We start from the raw sequence: 20,196 nt of genomic DNA, 5'->3' as shown, positions 1-20,196 counted from the left end.
TATTTAATGTGACCAAAGATGACTTCAAAATTAATTGGCCAATTAAGGCAGGATGCAACCAATAAGTCCGACCGAATATAGCGATGACGTAAAGTGTGAGTAAAAGCGGGGCGGACGACGCGATGCAAGCTGCCAATACTAGAATAGTAAGTGAACTATTAATAATCGCAGCGAGACATGAGGGATGAATCTGCAGGTAGGCATTATCGAGCGCAGCCTTACCTGCATGACTTGAAAAGAGCTTAGCGGACCTTGCTGAGGTTATGAGCAACGATTTTATCAACCATAGAGGCGTGTCCTAAGTTTTCACTACGACCATGGCCCATTACCCAAGTAAATAAATCTGGATCGTCACACTCTAACAGAGAGACAAAGTCTTTCTGTTCTTGATCGTTGAGAGTGTCAAAGCATTCCTCAAAGAACGGCATAATCACTACGTCCAGTTCTAACATACCCCGACGACATGCCCACTTAATTCGAGCTTTTTCTTCACTAGAGTACATTCCATTCTCCATCTACAACTAATATCGGCCGAGTGTAACAAGCAAGTTTATCGCTCACCACTGTCTGCATCACACAAACTCTACTTTCATCACAAGATTTCGTGCAACAACATTCAGCTGACAAAATCCATCCTGAAGATTAACATGGGTGATATGTTTACCAACGAGACCAAGAACTATGGATTGGCAACCAAACACACAGGCAATTGAAATAACACCTACCACAGAACTACCCGATTTGTTGTTTACCAAACTGAATCGTTGGGGTGCTCTCGAAATGACCGGCGACGATCGTAAGTCTTACCTTCAAGGTCAGGTTACCTGTGATGTGGTTTCGCTGGAGCAGAATCAATCCACCTTTGGAGCGCATTGTGACGCTAAAGGTAAAGTGTGGAGTGCTTTTAGACTGTGTCACATTGAGAACGGATACGCCATGATTCAACCTCAATCGGCACTAGAGAAAGAACTGACGGAACTCAAGAAATATGCCGTTTTTTCTAAGGTAGAACTCATTATTAGCACCAAAGCACTTATAGGTGTGATGGGAAAAAGCGCTCAACAATGGGTTGATCAACAATTCCCAACCTCTGGTGCTGTGCGCCAAAACAAGGGCAGCACCGCTATTCAAATTAATGATGAGCGTTGGATGCTGTTAGTTGATGATGACCTGCAATCATTACTTTCTTCTGATTCTGAGTTACTTTGGGTCGCGGAATCACTATGGACCAAGTTCGATATTGAGCAAGGGCTACCTATCTTAGAAGCAGGGCAACAAAATCAACACATACCTCAAGCCTTGAATTTACAAGCACTAGATGGAATTAGCTTCAATAAAGGCTGCTACACAGGTCAAGAGACCGTCGCAAGAGCGAAATATCGTGGCATCAACAAACGCATGCTGGCAAATGTGAGAGGTCTACTCGATTCTCAACTTAGCGATGACGACATTATTGACATCGAGCGTTCAGTGGGAGAAAACTGGCGTAAGGCCGGAGAGGTACTGGCACATTACCAATACAGCAATGGTGAATTCGTTGCCGCTATGGTTATTGCCAACAATCTCGATGAAGATTCTCAGTTCCGTTTAGCTTCTCAACCCGACAGTCGTTTGAGCCTGGAACTGCCACCTTACCCACTCGACCAAGAGTAAGGGATGATTGATACACGCATAACTGCCTATCTGGATGAACGTGATATTCCCTATAGAGTCTTGATGCAATCCCGTGAGGCAGTATCCATTGAGGATGCTGCCAAATTGCGTGGTATCGAAACTCATAAAATGGTCAAAACCTTGTTACTGCGAGATATGGATAACCAACTTGCCCTTGCCTGCTGTCAGGGCAACAAACAAGTGGATCCGAAAAAAGTACGCGCTTTATTGAATACTCGTCGAATGACCTGTGTTTCCAGTGAACAAGTGGAAGCTCTTACCGGCTTTACTATTGGCACTGTCACTCCCTTGCTGTTAAAAACCCCCATGCCTATCATTTTTGATAATGAATTAAAACAAAACACCTTAGTCACCATCAGCAGCGGGCAACGCATTGCGGGTCTTGAGATAGCGCTCAATGATCTCGTTGCTCACTGTTCTCCTCAATGGTCGGATATCACTCGGTAGCGGTTTCCGTAACCAATCGATGCAAATTAATGTCGTGTTAGATCATAGAAGCGTGAAATGGATCTAATTTAACACTTAGATGCATTGAGATTTTATACATTTTTTAAGCATAAATAGTCATTGGTGTTTTTTTGGGGTATTGTACATATTGTCGCCAGTTAGCACTTCAAGGCTACTTGGTGGCAACACTAGAGTGAATCTCTGCTCAGGCAGTAACTCCACTTTTGTGTAATGCATCTGTGACATTTGGCCCGCTATGCGGGCTTTTTTTTGAGTTCACTTGCTACCTTTCGCACAGTTTCTCCCCTCCATGTCCGGGTTTTGTAAAAGAGTGTGTCCTCGTCACAACTTTTTCTGATTTGCTCGGTCTACATATACGTACCTATTAGTAATAGTCAATGGAACATACAGGTTGCTGATTGCAGAGCGAATAAAAAGCTCGATTCATACCACTGTAATACTAAGCTATTCAAATAGAGCAAAAATCGAGAATGGAAGACCCCAATCGAAGCTTTTGTGCTAGATATCACGGAGATATAGTGACATCGCGATGGAATTGCAAAACGCTCCACAAAACGCTCACTTAGCTGTAGCAGCACGCTCGTAAAGCCCGTGCTATCACACATTTAGATTGAGGTTTTAACTATAATTCGTTCGCTAGGTAACATTATAAGGAAGGCTAAATGAGACTGTTTAAGCGCTATACACCAGGTATGATTGCTAAACATGTGAGTCGACTATTCAGAGGCAGAATCTATATTTATGGTTTAGGCGGATTTGAGTTTGATAATGGAAAGTTGATTATCCCTGAACGCGCCGAAAAACGTCATTTTCAAGCGGTAAAAGAGATAAATCAAGAAGTTATGAAACTCCGCTGTGCATATGCATAAAGAACATTACAATCAAATAACGATAACAACCCTACGCTAAACTTAAGCCCACCAAGATGGGCAACAACTACAACCATCTAAAAGGGGCAGCCAAGCTGCCCCTTTTTTAATCTTTATCTTTAACGCAATGGTTAGCTTTGACTGACTTCTGTCTTTGCTAGTTCTGGTAGGTGTCCCCTCATCCCCAAAGCACGGCTCATAATTTCTTGCTTCGCACCAGGTAACTGTCCTACCAAGCTCATACCGATACCGCGGATAAGTTTCTTCGCAGGGTTATCACCTTCAAACAGGTCTTTAAAGCCTTGCATGGCAGCGATCATTTTAGCCGCCTCCGCTTTACGCCAACGTTCATATTCACGTAGATTGCGCTTGCGGCCAATATCTTTTCCTGCGCGCCATAACTTGAATATTTCTTGTGACAGACTAGCAGCATCAAGTAATCCAAGGTTAACGCCTTGCCCTGCGAGTGGGTGGATAGTGTGTGCAGCATCACCAACAAGCGCAACTCGCTCGGTAACAAAGTCACGTGCATAGCGCATCTTCAAAGGAAAAACTCGTCGCTCAGACTTAACATGGCAAAGACCTAAGCGGCTATCAAATTCAGCGGTCAGCGCTTTGTTGAATTCGGCTTCCGACATTTTGGCAAGTTTCTCAGCTCGTTGAGGCTCGGTTGACCAAACGATAGAACAGAGACTGCGATCATCTAATGGTAAAAATGCAAGCGGTCCTTGCGGTGTAAACACTTGTCTCGCAACACAATCATGAAAGTCATCAACCGATATATTTGCAACCAGGGCACTGTGTCCATAATCCCAATGAGTAAGTGGGATATCTTGTTGCTTTCTCACCCATGAGTTGGCACCGTCTGCACCCACTACCAATTTGCTAGTAAATGACTGTCCATTATCTAACGTCATCCACACTTCACTTTCACCTACAGCCATTGACTGACAACGATGCGGCATAAAGAGCGTCACGTTATTTTGTCCTTCAACCTGCTCTAGCAAGGCCAACTGAATCACACGATTTTCAACGATATGACCGAGGTCTGGTTGAGACATCTGACTAGCAGAGAACTCAATACGAGCAAAACTGTCCTGCTCCCACACTTCCATCGCGTAATAAGGAGCACAGCGATGTTTTTGAATTGCATCCCATGCGCCGAGGTTTTTCAAGATGGTCTCACTGGCACGGCTTAGTGCCGAGACACGGATATCAGGGTCTCCTGAAATATCTTTGTCTGGAGTATTCCCTTCTACGACTGCGATTCGCAGATCGGTGTCTTTCAGTGCGCGGGCGAGAGCAAGGCCCACCATTCCGCCACCTATAATGGCTAAGTCAAAACTTTGCATATCTCTGTACTACCTATTCACAACTCCAAGTGCTCGATTAAAAATCGGCGACTTAAGCTGTGGAAAATTATCCATTAGCCCTAAACCTAAATTTCGGCCTAATCGAAGGGCAAAAAAGTCATTTGAAAATATGTGTACTAACCCAGACGTCATGGTGATCGTCAGCTCTCGGTCTTGCTGGCGATTGCTTTGGAATCTATTTAGATTAGCGTATTCACCTACATCTTGAAGGCTTTCAAGCAACGAATCGACCAAAGTCGCAATATCGCGAATCCCAAGGTTAAAGCCTTGCCCTGCAATAGGGTGTAGAGTCTGAGCTGCATTACCGACAGCCGCGACTCGATGTTTAACGATTTGTGGTCGATGACGTAGCAAAAGTGGGTAACTGGCAACCGCCCCTACCTTAGTAAAACGACCTAAACGCCAGCCGAACTCTTGTTGAAGAAGGGACAAGAAGTCAGTGTCAGGAAGGTTCACGACTTGCTGTGCACGCTCCGGAGTCATACACCATACTAAAGAACTTCGCTCATCAGACATAGGCAACAAGGCTAACGGACCATGTTCAGTGAAACGCTCGAAGGCGCGACCATTAGGATCTTCACTGGTTTTGACGTTAGCGATGATCGCAACTTGTCCGAAATCATGACTCAGCTGCTCTAAACCTACAGCTTGACAGCTCTTTGAGTCTGCTCCATCAGCAGCCACAAGAAGTTTTGCTTCAAGTAGGCTGACGCTGCCAGACTCATCTTTGACTGAGACGGCAACATGATGCTGGTGTTGAGCCACATCCTCTACCGAGCAAGGGCAAAGGAAATCAATGTTCGAGCTACTGGTGAGTCTTTGATTAAATCGGCGCCCTAGCTCCGCAAGTTCGACCACATACCCCATTGCCTTTAACCCTTCTTTCGCCGCGTAGAAGTCAGTCATGGCTGCGTGACCGCGATCTGAGACATGAATATGAGTAATAGGTGTGGCATGGTCTTGAATCAACGACCACAACTTATACTGCTTGAGAATCTCTACGGTCCCATGGGAAAGAGCGATCGAACGAGCGTCAAAGCCAGGGTGCGACTGACTGTCCGAAAGAAATGGTTCGATAACAGCAATCTTCAACGCATGATTACTGCAGTAGTCGAGAGCCATAGCTAGAGTAGCCCCTGCCATTGCTCCTCCTGCAATTACAACATCATACTTATTTGACACTGCCTTTCTCCTTGATAAGACGGACGAACTAATTAGTGAATGGTCGGTGTTTCTGACGGTTTACTTGGTTTTACGCCAAACTCAGCATGAATGGTCAATGCACACGCTTTTACGTGCTCGATTACCTGCTCTAACAGCTGAGCTTGTTCTTCTAGATCATCATCTTCATCGATGCCCAGTCTTGCGATTTCTTCCAAATCAGCAAGCGCTTCTTTGGCATCAGCAGATGCCTTTTTTAGAGGCGCATTAATTAAGCCCAGTCCGGAAATAAAGTGGTTTACCCATTCACTCAAACCATCGGCAATTTCAAAGACACTTGCTTCAACCTCTTCTCCAGGGATAAGCAATGAAAGCTCAAAACCCTGTTCTGCCGTTAGTTCTTTGATTGAAAAAGCGAGTAGAGATTTCGCCGTAGCCAAATTGGATTGCGGCCAACCCATACCATCATTGGTGTAATCGAAAATAAGTGGCTGCCAGCTGTCATCGCTCAGCCCTAATCCACCACTTACCATACCCACAAGCAAGCCATGAAGTTCCGCTGGCGATACTGCCAACCCCGCCTGCTGCAGCTCAGTAGCAATCGTAATGTAATTAGGTAGTGTTGTTTCACTCATAGCAATACTCGTTTCAATGAATTAGCACCATGTTTATGAATAAGCTCGCTATTCATAACATAGATTTTTGAATCTGACCTGCAATGCTATCACTTCCCACCTCTGGCGAAAACGCCATCCCACACGTTTCTGAGTAGCTTTTGTGCGAATTGTCGATTTCGTGTGTTGTTAGCCACGCAATTGGCACCGACACTACAGAAAAGCTTGAATCTTAATGCTCGTTTACCTATAGTTTCTTCCTCAACATTACCTAATGTGGTGATACTTAAAAGAGTTCTTGTCATTATGGAAAATCAAGCTGTCGAAGTCGAAATCTTGGGAAAACTGACACGGGTGAATTGCCCCCCAGATCAGAGAGAAACCCTGATTAAAGCAGCCCAAGACCTAGATAATCGATTGCAAGAAATGTCCCAAAGGACTAAAGTAACCAACGAGCTTAAACTGCTTACCATTGCTGCATTGAACATGTCGTATGAACTCAATAATCGTAGCGATGAGTCACAACAAGAAGTGGCACAAATGAACGAGCGTATGGAACAGCTCACCGCATCTCTAGAAGATGCAATTAGTAAAGTAAAGCAAGGACAGCAAACCTAATTTTACCCTGGGGTGTACGTCAGTGGATTTAAGTCCCTGAGCCGATAAGCAATACCAAAGGGTTAGTATTTGATAACTATTGAGCAAGCTCGGCTCGTACCGAGAAGCCTACGGTTAACATTGCTGATCCGCCTTGAACCAGCTGGTTCAAGGGCCACAATCCTCAACGGCACTCTGGGGTATTCCTAATGTCTCTTTCTACAAGACAACAAATACGTACTCTTGTACGCTCTCGTCGCCAATCGATAAACCAAGACCAACAATCCATTCACGCCAATAACTTAATGACAAGAGTTGGCGAATTGAGCATCCTTAGTACTGCCAGAAAAGTCGCTTTGTACCTAGCCACAGATGGTGAACTGGATACGTTACCGACCATTCAATGGTTTTGGCAACAGGGTATCGAAACCTATTTGCCAGTGATTCACCCCTTCTCAAAAGGTCAGTTACTTTTCCTTCGCTACGCTCAAGATACGCCTTTAGTCCTCAATCAATATAAGATTTTAGAGCCCAAACTTGATCAGCGAGCTATCTGTCCAGTGTCCGAGTTGGATATTATCTTTACCCCTTTGGTCGCCTTTGATGATTCAGGTCAACGCTTAGGCATGGGGGGGGGATACTATGATCGAACGTTGGCTCCTTGGGAAAACACTGATTTAGGCCCGACTGCTATTGGCCTTGCGCATGATTGCCAACAAGTAGATACACTGCCTAGCGAGTCATGGGACATTCCACTAGCCACCATAGTCACACCAAGTAAGATCTGGTACTGGAACAAATAGCTTCCTACTTCACCTCCAAAGAGAAATAGAGCAATCGATTGCTGTTTTTCGCAGTTTTTTGTCATATCGCTATTTTTTCAGCGCATTTGTCGTCGAAATTGATATATAATTCGCCCGCATTTTCACCTTAAATCAAAACTGGGATTCAACCATGACTCAAGACGAGATGAAGAAAGCTGCTGGTTGGGCGGCACTAAAGTATGTCGAAAAAGATAGCATTGTTGGTGTTGGTACAGGCTCAACTGTAAACCACTTCATTGATGCACTAGGCACAATCAAAGAAGATATCAAAGGTGCAGTATCCAGTTCGATTGCTTCAACAGAGAAGCTAGAAGCGCTAGGCATTGAAGTCTTCGACTGCAACGATGTGGCTTATCTTGATGTTTACGTTGATGGCGCAGATGAAATCAACCCAACTCGTGACATGATCAAGGGCGGTGGTGCAGCACTAACACGTGAGAAGATCGTAGCCGCTATCTCTGACAAGTTTGTATGTATCGTTGATGGTACTAAGGCCGTTGATGTTCTTGGCCAGTTCCCACTACCTGTAGAAGTTATCCCAATGGCACGTTCTTACGTGGCTCGCGAACTAGTGAAACTTGGTGGTGACCCGGTTTACCGTGAAGGTGTGATTACAGACAACGGTAACGTCATTTTAGACGTACACGGTATGCAAATCACTGATGCTAAAGATATGGAAGACAAGATCAACGCTCTAGCAGGCGTGGTAACGGTAGGTTTATTTGCACACCGTGGCGCTGATGTGATCATTACTGGCACTCCAGAAGGTGCAAAAATCGAAGAATAAAGACTAAACGGGTTCTAATAGTACCTAGCAAAGCTGGTCAATATATTAAACGCGATTACGTCATTAGACTACAAACGGCACCTTAGGTGCCGTTTTTTCGTTTTTCTATAAGAAAATTATGCCTTATTCCGTAATTTTCTTACCCAACGTACAACTTTTTTGTTACTTTATTGGTCACAAGACGCACAAGGAAAACGTTTGCCTCAAGCAGTTGGAAGCTCCCTCCTCGATATTCTCACTGTCAAATGTGCGCTAATTAAGCCCGAATTTCCCATGTTAAGGATGAGTTAAATGGCCAAAGTTTCACTGGAAAAAGATAAGATAAAGATTCTGCTACTTGAAGGTTTACATCCATCTTCAGTAGAAGTTTTGCAAGCGGCTGGATACACCAATATCACCTATCATAAAGGCTCCTTACCAGAAGAAGAGCTGATTGAAGCCGTTAAAGACGTTCACTTTATCGGGATTCGTTCACGAACTAACCTGACTGAAGAAGTGATTAATGCCGCAGACAAATTAGTCGCAATCGGCTGTTTCTGTATTGGTACCAACCAGGTTAACCTTGATGCTGCTGCGAAACGTGGCGTCCCTGTTTTCAACGCACCATTTTCTAACACGCGAAGTGTTGCAGAATTGGTTCTTGGTCAAATCCTGTTACTACTGCGCGGTATCCCTGAGAAAAATGCCCTTGCCCATCGTGGAATCTGGAAGAAGAGTGCCGATAACTCATACGAAGCGCGTGGTAAGCGACTCGGTATCATTGGCTACGGTCACATCGGTACCCAGCTTGGCATTATTGCTGAAAACTTAGGTATGCGTGTGTACTTCTACGATATTGAGAACAAACTATCACTTGGTAATGCAACTCAGGTTCATACCATGACTGAGCTACTAAATAAGTGTGATGTTATCTCTCTGCATGTACCAGAGACCCCAGGAACCAAGAATATGATGGGAGCCGCTGAGTTTGAAAGAATGAAGCCGGGCGCCATCTTCATTAACGCTGCCCGTGGCACCGTGGTGGATATCCCTGCTCTGTGCGATTCCCTCGAAGCAGGTCACCTTGCAGGGGCTGCAATTGACGTATTCCCTGAAGAACCAAAGACCAATGCAGACCCATTTGAGTCTCCATTGATGAAATTCGACAATGTGATCCTAACGCCGCACGTCGGTGGCTCTACGCAAGAAGCTCAAGAGAACATCGGTGTAGAAGTGGCTGGAAAACTGGCGAAATATTCTGACAATGGCTCAACGCTTTCAAGTGTGAACTTCCCAGAAGTATCACTGCCAGAGCACACCGAGTGTTCACGACTATTGCACATTCACAAAAACCGCCCTGGTATTCTAACTCAGATAAACACCATCTTTGCGGATGAAGGTATCAACATTGCAGGTCAATATTTGCAGACAGCTTCAGATATCGGTTATGTGGTTATTGATGTCGAAACAGCACGCTCTGAAGAAGCGCTGGCTAAGCTAAAGTTGATTGAAGGCACACTACGAGCTCGTATTCTGCACTAAGCGAACAACAGCTAAAAAAACGCCCTGACTAGTCAGGGCGTTTTTTTATTTTCCAATTTGATAGGTAACATCCACTCGGTCACGAATAGTAATTACCGAGTCTTGGTAGCTATTAGACTCCATTTTACTATCCATCGCCATACTGCGCATCACTACGGGTTGGTTCATCGGTTGACGATATTCAATGCGCCATACTTTGCCAAGATTTTGATCAAATCCTTTCGCTAAAGAAGCAGCTTTGCTTTGCGCATCTTTAATGGCCGCCATGCGTGCCGCTTCCTGGTATTGACCTTGGTCTTTCACTTTAAGTTGAATGTTGTCAACTTGGTTAATCCCTGATTCAAGCGCAAGATCGAGATAGTTATTAAGATTCTCTAAGTCCATCACCTGAACAGTCACTGTACGCGATGCACGATAGCCAACCAACTCAGGTTTACCTTTTTCTGGATAATGGTACTGAGGCGATAAGTACAGGTTTGAGCTCTGAATATCTTTCTTTTCGATGCCTTCAGACATCAAGCCAGAAAGAAACTTGTCTACCACAGAGTCAACACCTTGTTTTGCTTGGTCAGCATTCATTTGAGACTGTACAACTCGCACTGAAAACTCTGCCATATCTGGTGTTGCCTCTATCTCACCATAACCCGTGGTCGAGATATGAGGGAAATCCGGTTGGTTAGCAAAAACTGGCGCAGCAAACAGGGCAACGACTAATGTACCTAGTGCAAATGAGCGTTTCATTGAAGAATCCTCGTTCTGTTTTTAACCTTTATACTCAAGATTAGGCATAAGTTGAGAATATAGGTTCCCTAAAAAGTAAACACTGACACAAACATGACGTTCCACTACTGAGGCAAGTACTGTCTCGCGTGACTAATAATGGCGTCTGAAACCTCACCAAGCACCCCACTTTCAAGTTGCCAGTGGTGCCAATAAATTTGATGAGACAGCAAAATATTAGGCGTAAGCTCAATTAACGCCCCCGATGCCAGTTCATCTTGAATTTGTAACTTGGGGATAAGACAGTAAGCCACACCGGCGACCGCAAGCTTCACAAAGGCTTCTGAGCTGCGCACCGTATGTTTGAGTATGCTGCCCGGCATAATATTAAAGTGTTGATTAACAAATCGCTGATGCATCTTATCATGTTGGTCAAAAGCCACTGCTGGCGCTTTAATTAAACTTTCTCGGTTCACTCCTTGGCTGAAGTAGCGTTTAATAAAGCTTGGGCTTGCCACACAAAGATAATCGACTCGCCCTAAATAGTCAGCCACACACCCAGGGATAGATTGCGACTCTAAACTTATTGCGCCGACTACTTCACCGTTTTTGAGCTTTTCGATGGTGCGACCTTCATCATCAACAATGAGATTGAGCTCAACTCGTTTCGCTTCCAAAAGCGGAAACAAACTCGGAAGCAGCCACGTCGCTAAGCTATCAGCGTTGGTTGCTAATGACACAGAAAGCGGTTTATCCCCCAAGTCAGCCGCGAGTTCTGGCACCAGTTCTTGCTCAAGTAGCCGCACTCGACGATATAAGCCTAAGAGCTTTTTCCCTACAGCGGTCGGTCTTGGTGGCTGCTCTCGAACAAGGACAGGCTGAGCCAGCCATTTTTCTAATTGCTTAACTCGCTGAGACACGGCAGACTGAGAAATATACAGGTGTTCTGCCGCTTTATCGAAGCTTCGTTGCTCAACAATTGCGTCCAACGCTTCGATCCATTTGTAATCTAATCCGCGCATAAATCGCCCTCTTTTTCATCGCTTTGATTACAAATCACACATCATAAGTATGACTTATTTCTCATTAATATTATTAACTATCCTAATCATAAACGAATCGCTATTCTCACGCTCTCTTTTATGCTGCGGTGAGGAAATTAAAGTGAATTTTTGGGTGCTTCTTCAAGGTTTCGGATTGGGCGCGACAATGATTATCCCAATTGGCGCTCAGAACGCTTATGTTTTAAATCAAGGAATTAAGCGTAATCATCATCTTACGACGGCAACGGTTTGTAGCCTGCTAGATATGACGTTTATCTCTTTGGGGGTCTTCGGTGGCGGTGCGATATTATCGCAAAATGAATTGTTGCTTACCGGGGTAACATTAGGCGGCATTGCATTTTTAACTGGCTATGGTCTGCTCTCTCTAAAGAGCGCTTTTAAAAAGCCATCGGCTCAAGAGTCTTCAGGTGAAGTCTTAGCTCGCGGTCGCCGCACTGTCGTTCTAGGAGCATTAGCGGTTACGGTATTAAATCCTCACCTGTATCTGGATACCGTGGTCATTCTAGGCTCCATTGGTGGTCAGTTTGAAGGAAATGATCGTATCGCTTTTGCAATTGGTACTGTACTCGCATCGTTTGTTTGGTTTTATTCCTTATCACTTGGCGCCGCAAAACTGGGACCAACCTTGTCTAAACCAAAAGTGAAGAAAGGTATCGACTTGGCAGTGGCCGCTATGATGTTTACTATCGCCTTGCTACTGACTAAAGGATTGATGGCCTAACGATGGATAATACCCAGCAGATATATTTGACCAATGTCGCCCTACTCAATGAGCATGCTATTTCATTTAATCAATGGCAACATGAGCCTATTCTCGACTTTGCCACTGATGAACGAATTGCCAAAGAGCTAGGATGGACAGGCACTCATAGTAAGAGTCTATTTTTGAAGAAGAAAGGAGGCGGGTTTGCACTCTTTCTCACCGATAAAGATACCCGACTCGACAAAGCTCTATTGAAGCAAGCGGTGGGGAAGCGCACTTCAATTTGCAGCAACGAAGATATGACTGAACAAATAGGTTGTGTACCAGGAGCGGTCTGTCCTATTGGGTTACCAGACGAGATAATGATTGTCGTTGATAAGGCTTTGTTTTCAGCTCAGGAAGTCTTATACACCCCGGGGTTACCTGAATGGACTTTCGGTTTGTCAGGAACAGATTTACAACGAGTACTGTCTCTGCTGCCCAATGACATCATAGAAATAGACATGAAAAAAGGTGAAGCATAATGCTTCACCTTTTGCTTTATTGACAGTAAAACGCTGATTAGCTCTCAACTTTGTTCAAATGAACATCCATTTGAGGGAATGGAATTTCGATGCCTTCTGCGTCTAATGCTTCTTTGATTGCTTGGAGCGAGTCAAAATATACATCCCAGTACTGCTCGGTACGAACCCAAGGACGTACAACAAAGTTCACTGAAGAGTCTGCAAGGGCTACAACGCCAATCGTAGTACCCGGCTCTTTTAGAATGCGCTCATCTGCCTCTAGTGTTCTACGAATCACTTCTTGAGTCTTCTTCAGATCTGCACCGTAAGAGACACCGATAACATGGTCGATACGACGCGTGGCATGACGAGAGTAGTTCGTGATTGGTGAGCCAATAACCGAAGCATTAGGCACAACAACCATCTTATTATCTGGAGTAGTTAGAATCGTTTGGAATATTTGAATAGAGTCCACTGAACCAGCCACTCCACCGATCTCAACATAGTCACCTGATTTGAAAGGACGGAAACCCACAATCAAGACACCTGCTGCAAAGTTTGATAGTGAACCTTGCAGTGCTAGACCGATGGCTAAACCAGCGGCACCAATTACCGCTACCACTGACGCAGTTTGAACACCAATTCGGCTTAATGCGGCAATTAAAACAATAACGAATAATGTGTAGCGAACAATACCGTGGATAAACTCAACAACGGCCTTATCCATTTTCTTCTTATGCAGCAATTTAGAAACGCTATTAGCCACCGCTTTTACAACGATATTACCAATAAACAGAATCAGAATAGCTGAAATGATATTCACGCCATATTGAACAAGTAAATCGGAGTTGTTGGTTAACCACTGCTCCGCTTTCGACAATCCATCCACAATAGGTGCTTGGATATCAACTGACTCATTGGCCATATTGTTTACCTCTTGAAAATATAAATAGTGCGTAGCGAACCTTAGCTAATACCACTGTACTATTAGCAAAGGTGCACTTGGTGAGATGTATTGAGAGTATGAATACCAATACACATTACTTAACAAAAGGTTACGCAAACATATACGTTTATGCCAGTTTTTTTAAGCACAATCACATAATTTTCATCAGACACAAAAAAAGCCGCTCTAAAGAGCGACTTTTTTAATCTGACTATCAGTTAAATCTTATACGATTTAATCTTATAGTACGTCGATAGCGTTTAGGTCAGCGAATGCTTTCTCTAGACGAGCAACCATTGAAGATTGACCAGCACGTAGCCATACGCGTGGGTCGTAATACTTCTTGTTTGGCGCATCTTCACCAGTTGGGTTACCGATTTGACCTTGTAGGTAATCGTGGTTCTCAGCTTCGTAAGAACGGATACCATCCCAAGTTGCCCACTGTGTATCAGTATCGATGTTCATTTTGATAACACCGTAGCCGATAGACTCTTGGATTTCTGCTTCAGTAGAACCAGAACCACCGTGGAATACGAAGTTTAGAGCGTTAGGTGCAATACCGAACTTCTCTGCACAGTATGCTTGAGAGTCACGTAGGATAGTTGGAGTTAGAACAACGTTACCTGGCTTGTATACACCGTGTACGTTCCCGAAAGAAGCAGCGATAGTGAAACGTGGGCTAACAGCGTGTAGTTTCTCGTATGCGTATGCTACGTCTTCTGGAGAAGTGTATAGCTCAGATGCGTCCATGTGAGAGTTATCAACGCCATCTTCTTCACCACCAGTACAACCTAGTTCGATCTCAAGAGTCATACCCATTTTCGCCATGCGAGCTAGGTACTTAGCAGAGATTTCGATGTTCTCTTCTAGAGACTCTTCAGAAAGGTCGATCATGTGAGAAGAGAATAGTGGCTTACCAGTTTGAGCGAAGAACTCTTCACCCGCATCTAGAAGACCGTCGATCCAAGGTAGAAGTTTCTTAGCAGCGTGGTCAGTGTGAAGGATTACTGGGATACCGTAAGATTCAGCAACTGCGTGAACGTATTTTGCACCAGCAACTGCACCTAGGATTTGCGCGCCTTGACCTTCAAGCTTAACGCCTTTACCAGCGAAGAAGCCAGCACCGCCGTTAGAGAACTGAACAACAACTGGAGCTTTAACTTTAGCTGCTGCTTCAAGAACACCGTTGATAGAGTCAGTGTTAACTACGTTTACTGCAGGAAGAGCGAAGTTGTTCTCTTTAGCAACTTCAAATACTTTTTGAACGTCATCGCCAGAGATAACACCTGGTTTTACGAAGTCGAAGATCTTAGACATGGAATAAGTCCTATTTTCTGTCGTTTTAAATAAAAATTGGCAATCGTTTGCTCACAATGGGCGGCATTGTATCAAAGTTAATCACCCATTGCAGCATAGATAAAAGCGGACCAATAAGCCCGCTCTATAAAGATGATTATGCTTTAGCACGCTCTTCAAGCATTGCTACTGCTGGTAGTACTTTACCTTCAACGAACTCAAGGAATGCACCGCCACCTGTAGAGATGTAAGAAACGTCAGCTTTGATACCGAACTTGTCGATAGCCGCTAGCGTGTCACCACCACCTGCTACAGAGAAACCGTCTGATTCAGCGATCGCTTTAGAAATGCCTTCAGTACCTGCTTCGAAGTTCTTAAACTCGAATACACCTACAGGGCCGTTCCATAGGATAGTTTTAGCATCTTTTAGGATTTTCGCTAGTTCAGCAGTTGAGTCTGGACCTAGGTCGAAAATCATATCGTCGTCTTGAACTTCAGAAACGTGTTTGATTTCTGCTTCAGCGTTCTCGTCGAATGCTTTTGCACATGCAACGTCAGTTGCCACTGGAATTGCACACTCATCCATTAGCTTCTTAGCCGTGTCTACTAGGTCTGCTTCGTAAAGAGACTTACCTACGTTGTGACCCGCAGCGGCGATGAACGTGTTCGCAATACCACCACCAACAACAAGTTGGTCAGCGATTTTAGATAGAGATTCAAGAACCGTTAGCTTAGTAGAAACTTTAGAACCACCTACGATAGCAACCATTGGACGAGCTGGCTTATCCATTGCTTTACCTAGCGCTTCTAGTTCGTTAGCTAGCAGAGGACCTGCACACGCAACTGGTGCGTTCATGCCAACGCCGTGAGTAGATGCTTGTGCACGGTGAGCTGTACCGAATGCATCCATAACGAAGATGTCACATAGTGCTGCGTATTTCTTAGATAGCTCTTCCTCGTTCTTCTTCTCGCCTTTGTTGAAGCGAACGTTTTCAAGAACAACAAGTTCACCTGTGTTCAGCTCAAGACCTTCTAGGTAGTCTTTTGCTAGCTTAACTTCACAATCAAGAGCGTCGTTTAGGTAGTTTACAACTGGTTGTAGAGAGAACTCTTCTGCGTACTCGCCTTCAGTAGGACGACCTAGGTGAGACGTAACCATTACTTTAGCGCCAGCTTCTAGACAGTGCTTAATGGTTGGTAGAGACGCTAGGATACGCGCGTCAGAAGTTACTTTACCGTCTTTTACAGGTACGTTCAGATCCGCACGGATAAATACGCGTTTACCTGCTAGTTCCAGGTCAGTCATCTTGATTACAGACATGTTTAGTCCTCTCAACTAAAAAATAAATAAAGTTTTTGAAAACCCGGCTTCTTGCCAAGTTTTGGAATTCATCAACTGCTTACTTATATTGGGCTTATGAATATTAATTTCAAGCATCAAAATTAATATTTTCCCAAATTGCGCCCTTGATACTACTTGGACGCCTGCATTGCTAAAGCAGTGTCTAACATACGATTAGCAAAGCCCCACTCGTTGTCACACCAAACCAACATCTTGACCAAGCGACCATCGCTTACTCGGGTCTGTGTCCCATCGACAATGGCACTGTGTGGGTCATGGTTAAAGTCTATCGAAACCAGCGGTGCTTCAGTATAGTCAACAATGCCGTCTAATGTACACCGAGATGCGTTAATAATGACTTGATTTACGTCATTAACTTTCACATTCGTATTTATAGTTACACTTAAATCCATAGCGGTGACGTTAATTGTTGGCACTCTGACAGAAATTGCTTCAAATTTGTTAGAAAATTTCGGAAAAATGCGTTCAATACCTTTATGCAATTTAGTATCAACTGGAATAATAGAATGGCTCGCAGCACGCGTTCTTCGTAAGTCACTATGATAAGCATCAATAACTTGTTGGTCATTCATCGCCGAGTGAATAGTGGTAATGGTACCGGAATCGATGCCGAATGCTTCGTCTAACGCTTGAATGACAGGAACAATACAGTTAGTGGTGCAAGAGCCGTTAGAAACAATAACCTGCTCTTGTGTCAAAGAGTCATGATTCACACCATAAATAATAGTGTTATCAAGATCGTGTGAACCAGGGTGAGAAAATAGCACTTTTTTAGCACCCGCAGCGATATGTTCTAGGCCATCGGCACGGCAACCAAATACCCCGGTGCAATCCAAGACGAATTCAACGTCCAAATTACGCCAAGGCAGCAAATTTATCTCAGCAGAGTGTAAAATTCGAATCGTATCGAACTTGCCATCGCTGTGATTAACATACAGGTGCTCTTGATCGTGAGAGATCTTCTTGGCAAATCGACCATGACTAGTATCGTATTGAAGCAAATGTGCCATTGCTTCAGGTTGAGCAAGCTCGTTGACCGCGACGACTTGTATTTTATCGTTTTTACCGCTTTCATAGATTGCTCGAAGTACATTTCGTCCAATGCGACCAAAGCCATTAATAGCCACTTTTAACATCGCACTACATCCTTAGTTCACGTTATGAAGGTGTGCATAGTAACCGATCAACTGTCATTTCGCATTAACAGTTGCGAGGCAAGTCTCCAAAACACGCCATCCACTAAAAGTTCACTCTGCTACCATGGTTAAAGGGTTCATCTCTCGTGCCATTTAACGACCTCGTTTTCACTGCACAGGAGGTGCCCCATGTTTACTGGTCAGCATTACTGCCAATCATGTAATAAAGAAACTGTTCATAACGAAGTCTTGATACGTAAACCAAGTCGCTATTACAAAGACCCAAAGATCCTTGGTCGAATTAAGTTATTGCTGCACGCGTTTATCAATGGCGGGCACTACTATGATATGGACCGCTATGTCACTTGCCAAACCTGTGGCAGACGCGAGTTGGATAACAAAGGTAGTGAATTTGAATAGTCATAAAAAAGCCGAGCTCTAGGGCTCGGCTTTTCATGTACTAACGATGCTTATTGAGTCTTCTAAATTAAGCAAGTAGCTCTTTTGCTGTGTTTACAACGTTTTCAGTTGTGAAGCCAAACATCTTAAACAGCTCACCCGCTGGCGCAGATTCACCGAATGTTGTCATGCCGATAATCTTGCCACCGAAGCCAACATACTTATACCAGTAATCCGCAATACCTGCTTCAACTGCAATACGCTTAGTCACTGCCGCTGGAAGAACTGCTTCACGGTATGCTTCATCTTGCGCATCAAATACGTCAGTAGAAGGAAGAGACACTACGCGTACCTTTTTACCTTCAGCCGTCAGTTCAGCGTAAGCGTTTGTTGCTAGCTCAACTTCAGAGCCTGTAGCGATAAGGATCAGCTCAGGTGTACCTTCACAGTCTTTCAGGATGTAACCACCCTTGGCAACATTGGCTAGCTGCTCTGCGTTACGAGCTTGTTGTGCAAGATTTTGACGAGAGAAGATGAGCGATGTTGGACCGTCTTTACGCTCAATCGCGTATTTCCAAGCAACCGCAGACTCTACTTGGTCACATGGACGCCATGTGCTCATGTTTGGTGTTACGCGTAGTGATGCGATTTGCTCAACCGGTTGGTGTGTTGGGCCATCTTCACCCAGACCGATAGAATCGTGAGTGTAAACTTGGATGTTTTGCACTTTCATCAGTGCAGCCATGCGCATTGCGTTACGAGCGTATTCCATGAACATTAAGAAGGTTGCACCGTATGGTACGAAACCACCGTGCAGAGCGATACCATTGATGATCGCGGTCATACCGAATTCACGTACACCGTAGTGGATGTAGTTACCAGACGCATCGTCAGCCGTTAGCGACTGAGAGCCAGACCACATGGTGAGGTTTGATGGTGCTAGGTCAGCAGAGCCGCCCATGAATTCTGGAAGCATCTTACCGAACGCTTCTAGAGCATTTTGAGACGCTTTACGAGATGCAATGTTTGCTGGGTTCGCTTGAAGATCAGCAATGATCTTGCTTGCTTCTTGTTCCCACTGAGCTGGAAGCTCACCGTTCACACGACGCTTAAACTCAGCCGCTAGTTCTGGGTAAGCCGCTTCATAAGCCGCTAGCTTCTCGTTCCAAGCTGCTTCTTTTGCGCTACCCGCTTCGTTTGCATCCCACTCTGCTTTAATGTCAGCAGGGATTTCGAATGGACCGTGTTCCCAACCCAGGAATTCACGTGCTGCTGCAATTTCGTCGTGACCTAGTGGTGCACCGTGACAGTCGTGAGAGCCCGCTTTGTTTGGTGAACCAAAACCGATGATGGTTTTAGTACAAATTAGTGTTGGACGAGGATCCGCTTTTGCCGCTTCAATCGCTGCATTGATTGCATCAGCATCGTGACCGTCTACTGCAGGAATTACGTGCCAGCCGTATGCTTCGAAGCGCTTAGGTGTGTCATCAGAGAACCAACCTTCCACTTCACCATCGATAGAAATACCGTTGTCATCCCAGAAAGCAATCAGCTTACCTAGACCTAGCGTACCTGCTAGAGAACATGCTTCGTGAGAGATACCTTCCATCAGACAGCCGTCACCCATGAAGACATAAGTGAAGTGGTCAACGATGTCGTGACCTTCTTTGTTGAATTGTGCTGCAAGAGATTTCTCAGCAATCGCCATACCAACCGCGTTGGTAATGCCTTGACCTAGAGGACCAGTCGTCGTCTCGATACCTGGTGCATAGCCGTACTCTGGGTGACCTGGCGTTTTAGAGTGCAGTTGACGGAAGTTTTTCAAATCGTCAATTGATAGCTCGTAGCCGCTTAGGTGAAGCAGAGAGTAAATCAGCATTGAGCCGTGGCCGTTTGATAGTACGAAACGGTCGCGGTCAGCCCACTCTGGGTTTGACGGGTTGTGATTTAGGTGAGAACGCCAAAGAACTTCAGCGATATCAGCCATACCCATTGGCGCACCTGGGTGACCTGAGTTAGCTTGTTGAACACCATCCATGCTTAGCGCGCGGATTGCATTAGCGAGTTGTTTACGAGAAGACATGTAGGCTCCTGAGTGCATTAAGCGAATTCCAAGTTTTTCATAAGCTGAACGAATAATCAGCGGCGCTATTGTCGCAAAGCCCCATACTCTCTGCA

The 20,196-nt window shown here is 44.7% G+C and carries 21 protein-coding genes and 1 other RNA gene; 11 read left to right on the top strand and 11 right to left on the bottom strand.

What is annotated here, in order from left to right; all coding sequences use genetic code 11:
• Positions 1–242: 242 nt before the first annotated feature.
• Complete coding sequence (locus MMA19_RS13515) at positions 243–503, bottom strand: succinate dehydrogenase assembly factor 2 (protein WP_006075514.1); 261 nt, start codon at positions 501–503, stop codon at positions 243–245.
• A gap of 178 nt (positions 504–681) precedes the next feature.
• Here MMA19_RS13515 and ygfZ point away from each other — a divergent pair, with 178 nt between their 5' ends.
• The 3 genes from ygfZ to MMA19_RS13500 all read left to right on the top strand — a co-directional run bounded on the left by ygfZ (position 682) and on the right by MMA19_RS13500 (position 3,011).
• On the top strand, positions 682–1,653 hold the full coding sequence (gene ygfZ / locus MMA19_RS13510) for a tRNA-modifying protein YgfZ (protein WP_240206454.1): 972 nt from the start codon (positions 682–684) through the stop codon (positions 1,651–1,653).
• Positions 1,654–1,656: 3 nt separating this feature from the next.
• Positions 1,657–2,121 carry a YbaK/EbsC family protein gene (locus MMA19_RS13505; RefSeq protein WP_038228967.1) on the top strand — a complete coding sequence of 155 codons (465 nt, stop codon included), beginning with the start codon at positions 1,657–1,659 and terminating at the stop codon, positions 2,119–2,121.
• A gap of 683 nt (positions 2,122–2,804) precedes the next feature.
• Entirely contained in the window at positions 2,805–3,011 is a 207-nt protein-coding gene (locus MMA19_RS13500) for a DUF1107 domain-containing protein (protein WP_006075511.1), read from the top strand.
• A gap of 131 nt (positions 3,012–3,142) precedes the next feature.
• Here the strand turns inward: MMA19_RS13500 and MMA19_RS13495 are convergent, their stop codons facing one another.
• From MMA19_RS13495 to MMA19_RS13485, 3 genes are read right to left on the bottom strand one after another with little or no spacing between them, the layout of a single operon-like run.
• Positions 3,143–4,363, bottom strand: a complete 1,221-nt coding sequence (locus MMA19_RS13495) for an FAD-dependent 2-octaprenylphenol hydroxylase (RefSeq protein WP_031494012.1) — start codon at positions 4,361–4,363, stop codon at positions 3,143–3,145.
• A 9-nt stretch (positions 4,364–4,372) separates the two neighbouring features.
• Entirely contained in the window at positions 4,373–5,566 is a 1,194-nt protein-coding gene (gene ubiH, locus MMA19_RS13490) for a 2-octaprenyl-6-methoxyphenyl hydroxylase (RefSeq protein WP_261359905.1), read from the bottom strand.
• 32 nt (positions 5,567–5,598) lie between these two features.
• Positions 5,599–6,180 carry a YecA family protein gene (locus MMA19_RS13485; protein WP_006075507.1) on the bottom strand — a complete coding sequence of 194 codons (582 nt, stop codon included), beginning with the start codon at positions 6,178–6,180 and terminating at the stop codon, positions 5,599–5,601.
• Between the two features lie 285 nt (positions 6,181–6,465).
• On the opposite strand from MMA19_RS13485, the gene zapA reads away from it, so the two are divergent.
• The 5 genes from zapA (at position 6,466) to serA (ending at position 9,888) form a co-directional block, all read left to right on the top strand.
• Positions 6,466–6,777, top strand: a complete 312-nt coding sequence (gene zapA, locus MMA19_RS13480) for a cell division protein ZapA (RefSeq protein WP_240206453.1) — start codon at positions 6,466–6,468, stop codon at positions 6,775–6,777.
• Between the two features lies 1 nt (position 6,778).
• Positions 6,779–6,962: non-coding RNA, 6S RNA (gene ssrS / locus MMA19_RS13475), on the top strand.
• Positions 6,963–6,965: 3 nt separating this feature from the next.
• Positions 6,966–7,559, top strand: a complete 594-nt coding sequence (locus MMA19_RS13470) for a 5-formyltetrahydrofolate cyclo-ligase (protein ID WP_240206452.1) — start codon at positions 6,966–6,968, stop codon at positions 7,557–7,559.
• 151 nt (positions 7,560–7,710) lie between these two features.
• Positions 7,711–8,367 carry a ribose-5-phosphate isomerase RpiA gene (gene rpiA, locus MMA19_RS13465; RefSeq protein WP_006075606.1) on the top strand — a complete coding sequence of 219 codons (657 nt, stop codon included), beginning with the start codon at positions 7,711–7,713 and terminating at the stop codon, positions 8,365–8,367.
• Between the two features lie 291 nt (positions 8,368–8,658).
• Positions 8,659–9,888 (top strand): phosphoglycerate dehydrogenase, encoded by a 1,230-nt coding sequence (gene serA / locus MMA19_RS13460; protein ID WP_031493620.1) that lies wholly within the window; start codon positions 8,659–8,661, stop codon positions 9,886–9,888.
• 45 nt (positions 9,889–9,933) lie between these two features.
• Here serA and MMA19_RS13455 read toward each other — a convergent pair whose 3' ends face one another.
• Both MMA19_RS13455 and MMA19_RS13450 read right to left on the bottom strand, forming a co-directional pair.
• Positions 9,934–10,629, bottom strand: coding sequence for an oxidative stress defense protein (locus MMA19_RS13455; protein ID WP_038228953.1), 696 nt, complete (start codon positions 10,627–10,629; stop codon positions 9,934–9,936).
• A 104-nt stretch (positions 10,630–10,733) separates the two neighbouring features.
• Positions 10,734–11,630: a LysR family transcriptional regulator ArgP gene (locus MMA19_RS13450; protein WP_006075602.1), complete on the bottom strand. Its 897-nt coding sequence runs from the start codon at positions 11,628–11,630 to the stop codon at positions 10,734–10,736.
• Between the two features lie 142 nt (positions 11,631–11,772).
• On the opposite strand from MMA19_RS13450, the gene MMA19_RS13445 reads away from it, so the two are divergent.
• Positions 11,773–12,393, top strand: a complete 621-nt coding sequence (locus MMA19_RS13445) for a LysE/ArgO family amino acid transporter (protein WP_240206451.1) — start codon at positions 11,773–11,775, stop codon at positions 12,391–12,393.
• A gap of 2 nt (positions 12,394–12,395) precedes the next feature.
• Positions 12,396–12,899, top strand: a complete 504-nt coding sequence (locus MMA19_RS13440) for a YbaK/EbsC family protein (protein ID WP_038228947.1) — start codon at positions 12,396–12,398, stop codon at positions 12,897–12,899.
• 37 nt (positions 12,900–12,936) lie between these two features.
• Here MMA19_RS13440 and mscS read toward each other — a convergent pair whose 3' ends face one another.
• The 4 genes from mscS to epd all read right to left on the bottom strand — a co-directional run bounded on the left by mscS (position 12,937) and on the right by epd (position 17,619).
• A complete protein-coding gene (mscS, locus tag MMA19_RS13435; RefSeq protein ID WP_038228944.1) occupies positions 12,937–13,803 on the bottom strand; it encodes a small-conductance mechanosensitive channel MscS in 867 nt (288 codons plus the stop codon).
• A gap of 261 nt (positions 13,804–14,064) precedes the next feature.
• Complete coding sequence (gene fbaA, locus MMA19_RS13430) at positions 14,065–15,141, bottom strand: class II fructose-bisphosphate aldolase (RefSeq protein WP_031494713.1); 1,077 nt, start codon at positions 15,139–15,141, stop codon at positions 14,065–14,067.
• A 136-nt stretch (positions 15,142–15,277) separates the two neighbouring features.
• Positions 15,278–16,441 carry a phosphoglycerate kinase gene (locus MMA19_RS13425; RefSeq protein WP_006075685.1) on the bottom strand — a complete coding sequence of 388 codons (1,164 nt, stop codon included), beginning with the start codon at positions 16,439–16,441 and terminating at the stop codon, positions 15,278–15,280.
• A 152-nt stretch (positions 16,442–16,593) separates the two neighbouring features.
• Positions 16,594–17,619, bottom strand: a complete 1,026-nt coding sequence (epd, locus tag MMA19_RS13420) for an erythrose-4-phosphate dehydrogenase (protein WP_240206450.1) — start codon at positions 17,617–17,619, stop codon at positions 16,594–16,596.
• 189 nt (positions 17,620–17,808) lie between these two features.
• Between epd and MMA19_RS13415 the strand changes: the two genes are divergently transcribed.
• Positions 17,809–18,039 carry a hypothetical protein gene (locus MMA19_RS13415; RefSeq protein WP_240206449.1) on the top strand — a complete coding sequence of 77 codons (231 nt, stop codon included), beginning with the start codon at positions 17,809–17,811 and terminating at the stop codon, positions 18,037–18,039.
• 67 nt (positions 18,040–18,106) lie between these two features.
• Here MMA19_RS13415 and tkt read toward each other — a convergent pair whose 3' ends face one another.
• Positions 18,107–20,119 (bottom strand): transketolase, encoded by a 2,013-nt coding sequence (gene tkt, locus MMA19_RS13410; protein WP_240206576.1) that lies wholly within the window; start codon positions 20,117–20,119, stop codon positions 18,107–18,109.
• Positions 20,120–20,196: the final 77 nt, after the last annotated feature.

This window comes from Vibrio sp. CyArs1, assembly GCF_022432925.1.
Classification (GTDB): domain Bacteria; phylum Pseudomonadota; class Gammaproteobacteria; order Enterobacterales; family Vibrionaceae; genus Vibrio; species Vibrio mediterranei.
This window is presented reverse-complemented; position numbering and strand designations above follow the sequence as displayed.

Bases quoted from the DNA above. Each gene is read 5' to 3' on its own strand.
- MMA19_RS13515 (WP_006075514.1), bottom strand. From the start codon at position 503: ATGTACTCTAGTGAAGAAAAAGCTCGAATTAAGTGGGCATGTCGTCGG.
- ygfZ (WP_240206454.1), top strand. From the start codon at position 682: ATGGATTGGCAACCAAACACACAGGCAATTGAAATAACACCTACCACA.
- MMA19_RS13505 (WP_038228967.1), top strand. From the start codon at position 1,657: ATGATTGATACACGCATAACTGCCTATCTGGATGAACGTGATATTCCC.
- MMA19_RS13500 (WP_006075511.1), top strand. From the start codon at position 2,805: ATGAGACTGTTTAAGCGCTATACACCAGGTATGATTGCTAAACATGTG.
- MMA19_RS13495 (WP_031494012.1), bottom strand. From the start codon at position 4,363: ATGCAAAGTTTTGACTTAGCCATTATAGGTGGCGGAATGGTGGGCCTT.
- MMA19_RS13485 (WP_006075507.1), bottom strand. From the start codon at position 6,180: ATGAGTGAAACAACACTACCTAATTACATTACGATTGCTACTGAGCTG.
- zapA (WP_240206453.1), top strand. From the start codon at position 6,466: ATGGAAAATCAAGCTGTCGAAGTCGAAATCTTGGGAAAACTGACACGG.
- MMA19_RS13470 (WP_240206452.1), top strand. From the start codon at position 6,966: ATGTCTCTTTCTACAAGACAACAAATACGTACTCTTGTACGCTCTCGT.
- rpiA (WP_006075606.1), top strand. From the start codon at position 7,711: ATGACTCAAGACGAGATGAAGAAAGCTGCTGGTTGGGCGGCACTAAAG.
- serA (WP_031493620.1), top strand. From the start codon at position 8,659: ATGGCCAAAGTTTCACTGGAAAAAGATAAGATAAAGATTCTGCTACTT.
- MMA19_RS13455 (WP_038228953.1), bottom strand. From the start codon at position 10,629: ATGAAACGCTCATTTGCACTAGGTACATTAGTCGTTGCCCTGTTTGCT.
- MMA19_RS13450 (WP_006075602.1), bottom strand. From the start codon at position 11,630: ATGCGCGGATTAGATTACAAATGGATCGAAGCGTTGGACGCAATTGTT.
- MMA19_RS13440 (WP_038228947.1), top strand. From the start codon at position 12,396: ATGGATAATACCCAGCAGATATATTTGACCAATGTCGCCCTACTCAAT.
- mscS (WP_038228944.1), bottom strand. From the start codon at position 13,803: ATGGCCAATGAGTCAGTTGATATCCAAGCACCTATTGTGGATGGATTG.
- fbaA (WP_031494713.1), bottom strand. From the start codon at position 15,141: ATGTCTAAGATCTTCGACTTCGTAAAACCAGGTGTTATCTCTGGCGAT.
- MMA19_RS13425 (WP_006075685.1), bottom strand. From the start codon at position 16,441: ATGTCTGTAATCAAGATGACTGACCTGGAACTAGCAGGTAAACGCGTA.
- epd (WP_240206450.1), bottom strand. From the start codon at position 17,619: ATGTTAAAAGTGGCTATTAATGGCTTTGGTCGCATTGGACGAAATGTA.
- MMA19_RS13415 (WP_240206449.1), top strand. From the start codon at position 17,809: ATGTTTACTGGTCAGCATTACTGCCAATCATGTAATAAAGAAACTGTT.
- tkt (WP_240206576.1), bottom strand. From the start codon at position 20,119: ATGCACTCAGGAGCCTACATGTCTTCTCGTAAACAACTCGCTAATGCA.